Annotated in this window: 3 protein-coding genes; all 3 read left to right on the top strand. The window is 36.5% G+C overall.

The window, feature by feature from the left end; genetic code table 11:
- Positions 1-258 precede the first annotated feature (258 nt).
- The 3 genes from OZD67_RS02475 (at position 259) to OZD67_RS02465 (ending at position 3,271) form a co-directional block, all read left to right on the top strand.
- Positions 259-1,605 carry an IS110 family RNA-guided transposase gene (locus OZD67_RS02475; RefSeq protein WP_182184072.1) on the top strand — a complete coding sequence of 449 codons (1,347 nt, stop codon included), beginning with the start codon at positions 259-261 and terminating at the stop codon, positions 1,603-1,605.
- A gap of 104 nt (positions 1,606-1,709) precedes the next feature.
- Positions 1,710-2,879: a hypothetical protein gene (locus tag OZD67_RS02470; protein ID WP_259346682.1), complete on the top strand. Its 1,170-nt coding sequence runs from the start codon at positions 1,710-1,712 to the stop codon at positions 2,877-2,879.
- A gap of 17 nt (positions 2,880-2,896) precedes the next feature.
- Positions 2,897-3,271, top strand: a complete 375-nt coding sequence (locus OZD67_RS02465) for a PD-(D/E)XK nuclease domain-containing protein (RefSeq protein ID WP_259346681.1) — start codon at positions 2,897-2,899, stop codon at positions 3,269-3,271.
- Positions 3,272-3,906 lie beyond the last annotated feature (635 nt).

Genomic DNA, 3,906 nt, shown 5'->3' with positions numbered 1-3,906 from the left:
AACAAGGAAAAATCTTGTTAAACCTGAAAGAAACTATTTTATCCAGTGCTATAACAATTTTTAAATATAATTTATTAAGAAGTATTTTTGCAGTTATAACCGGACGCTCAATGGTGCTAGAGTGCCCGTTTGGGAGCATGGTTTTGGAGGAACGGTTAAACCACTGATGGAGTCTATTACGACTACCTCGATTAGAAGATTGTATAATCTAACCGTCCCAAGCTTAAATACTTCTTCATTATAAGTTATAGGAGGTCAATTACAATGACAAAAAGTAAATTAGAGGTAATGAATCCTGATGCAGCAGGGATAGATGTTGGTTCGGCTGTACATTATGTATGTATACCCGAGAGAAGAGATGAGCAACGTGTTCAAAAATTTGGCTGCTTCACTGAAGACCTTCATAATTTAGCAAGGTGGTTAAAAAAGTGTAAAGTTACAACCGTAGCGATGGAATCAACTGGTGTATATTGGATTCCTTTGTTTCAAATACTGGAATCTTACGGTTTTGAAGTTAAGTTGGTAAATGCGCGACATGTAAAAAATGTACCTGGGAGAAAGTCAGATGTTCAGGACTGTCAGTGGTTACAACAACTACATAGTTATGGATTACTCCAAGGGTCATTTAGGCCAGATAGCCAGATATGTGTATTGCGTAGTTACGTGCGACAACGTAAGAACCTCACTGAAAGTGCATCTACACATGTTCTGCGTATGCAGAAGGCATTAATTCAAATGAATATACAACTGCATAGAGTTATAAGAGATATAACAGGAGTAACTGGTATGAAAATTATCAAGGCTATAATTAAAGGCGAAAGAGATTCTGGGAAATTGGCTCAATTCAGGGATGCACGAATAAAAAATGATCAGTCTACTATAGCAAAAGCGTTAGCTGGCGATTATAGAGAGGAACATGTATTCACGCTAAAGCAAGAATTTGAACTATATAATATTTATCAAGAAAAAATAGCAGAATGTGATAGAAATATTGAGGTCTATTACAAAACGTTTGAAACAAAATCTAACGAAAGTAAACAGTTGAGTAAGGAAAAGAATAAGCACAGAAAAAGTAAGCCTGACTTTGCTTTGCACGAGGAACTGCACCGAATAACTGGTATGGATTTTACTAAAGTTCCAGGGCTTGATATACTAAGTATACAGACTATAATTTCAGAAACTGGTATAAACCATAATAAATGGTCAACAGAAAAACACTTTTCATCGTGGTTAGGACTCAGCCCTGCCAATAAAATTACAGGAGAAAAAGTGTTTAGCACAAGAACGCGTAAAGTCATTAATCGTGCTGCGAATGCATTTCGAATGGCTGCTAATTCTGTAGGAAATAGTAAAAGTTCATTGGGTGCATACTACAGGAGATTAAAAAAACGATTAGGAGCACCAAAAGCAATAACAGCTACTGCAAGAAAAATAGCATGCATATTTTATAGTATGCTCAAATACGGACAAGAATATGTAGAAAAAGGAATGGAATACTATGAAACACGATATAAGGAGAGAGCTGTAAAAAATTTGATCAAAAAGGCACGAGAATTTGGCTATACTTTAGTGCAACAAGAGGAGCTAGTTAAGGAAGTTTCTTAGAAGAAGAATGTAGGTTTATTCATGAAATAGATAGATTTCCTCAACGTGATGAACCTGGAGCTCCAATTTTTCATGAAATTAACCCAATCAGAGAACAAGGTGAATTGTTAGACCTGATGAGTGAGTTGGCAAATGATGATACAGGAGAAGTGCGTACTAATGTTAAAAGAATTTTGGAATATGTTATTGATATCCATGATGAACATGAAGATAGCTTAGTGTTTCGTGCAGAGTCTGATTACCACGGTTTTCTGTGTGGGTTTTTAGTAAATTTTAGATACCGAGCTGTGGCTGATTTCTACCTAGAGCTACTTATAGGAAAAGGTTATGCAGATGTTGTTTTGCTTGTTCGTGGTGTTGATCAGACAAATGATTCGGTTCCAATTATAATTGAGTTGAAGGTTGGTGATGAGGAAGGATTAGAGCAAGCTAAAGATTATGCTAAAAGTTGTTCTGTTTCGTCTTTGCCTATTCATACCTCATCACCAAGTGCTGTTTGTGTAGCGTTAAATTTTCAATTACGTGGAGGTGCTGGTCTCCGAACTTCTGTGCAGGCCTTTTCAGAAGGTGGTCTTTCCTTAATACCGGGTTTACTACATCCTCATGGAAATGGAGTTAGGGGAAATGTAAAACGTTTTTTACAACCCATAGCATCAGAGTTCACTCAATCGCCTCATTGTAACACTTTTTCCTGTACGTCATCGTTTGTTTTTGGAAATGTTTTATCTACAAGGAGGGACTTAGAAACAAATGATGGGCGGGAGGTAAGGGTTACCAAGTATCTATTTAACCACTCTCAGGGAGAGAAAATGAAACGTACAGGTGGTAGGGGAGATGCAGCAGATATTGTAAGCCATGCGTTAACTTTAGCTCTATTTTTATCAAATATTGGTTTTGTTGTGCTTCACATTTTTCGTCGTTTAAAGTGGCAGACTTTACCAGACAAGGCATTGAACCTGTCGTTACTGCCTCAAGCCACAGATGATGCTAAGGTGCGTCAAGTACTTTGTGAAGTAGATGTCCAGGGTCATCTGGAAGTGGCTTCTGCAAAGAAATTCGAATCACTACGTGCTTACTCACGTTCTCATAGTGAAGGTTATTTCGAGGGAAGGTTTTCAGAACAAATGGGTAATGTTAGGAATTTACATCAACTTGCAGATCAGTTGATGAGTGCTGAGCCTAATTTTGGTAATGATGGTAATGTTAATGTGAGTACAGGGCTAGGTATGAAGTTTTATTTAATGAGATTTCTCGTCTGTTGTCTCCGTTATTAAATGGAAACCGTCTACTCGTGAACAATGAAGCTAAATTTCAGGCTTTGTTGCGTGGGATATTTCAAAGTTGCGATAATCCTGCCAAGGTAATTATTGAGTTCCAGCTACAGAGAGGAAGGAAAATAGACCTAGTATTATCAAAATCTGCGGAAAATGATGATACTCATCCAATTGGAATAGAGTTGAAGTATGCTAACACCGCAGAACAAGTTGAACGAAAAAGGGTGGAGGCAAATCGACAGTTAAGTGAATACGAATTTTGTGGAGGATGCAAGCGTATTACTGGGGGAGATGCGATGGTTTTGTTATACGCTATATTAAATGCTGTAGGACAAGAGCAGGATCTGATATTGATTGGTGGGCTTCGTAGAGCATCTGGGTTTTCTAGATGACTTGTAACTAATAAAAGTACCAAAGATAAGGTTGTTTATGGGTAAAATTATGCATTAAGCTAGAGTACGTTTGAGTAAGGTTGGAGAAAAAGCAAGGTCTTTGAGCAAGAAAATTTGATTTATGTTTTCTTAAGTTAAAGTTAACCTGATGAAGTTTGTATAATTTATTGTTGGAGTTTTTTTGTTCTATTTTTACTGTAAGTTCAATCTGCTCTATCTTTGGTCTTTTTTTCTTAGTTTTACGGCAAGTCTAATATTTTTACTACTTAATGGAATAACTTGCAGAAAGTGGAGATATAATGCTAAGGCAGAGGAGCTCAGACAGTTATCTTAAACAATAAAGAAATACTAAAGGCAAAAGATACGCTTGCGTAGTTCGAAAGCTTTCTATAGGATAAGCCTCACCTGATTTACAAATAGAATTGTTATGTTAGATGTTTGCTATTTATTCTTAAGCTCATTTTAACAGCATTTTGCTTTTTTTAGTATGTAGGGGTTTTCTAGGAATTATCCTACTGAATTCTATGATATTACTTTTTGTAACATTGTTATACATATCATGGTACTGAAGGTATTCAGTTATCTTCATCTGTGCAGATTAAACAGCAAGAAAACAACGTAGTTGGCGTCTTATT

Origin of the sequence: Wolbachia endosymbiont of Drosophila nikananu, assembly GCF_028981865.1 — a bacterium.
In the GTDB taxonomy this organism is placed as follows: Bacteria; Pseudomonadota; Alphaproteobacteria; order Rickettsiales; family Anaplasmataceae; genus Wolbachia; species Wolbachia pipientis_B.
The sequence above is the reverse complement of the archived record's forward strand: the minus strand, read 5'-3'. Positions and strand labels throughout refer to the sequence as shown.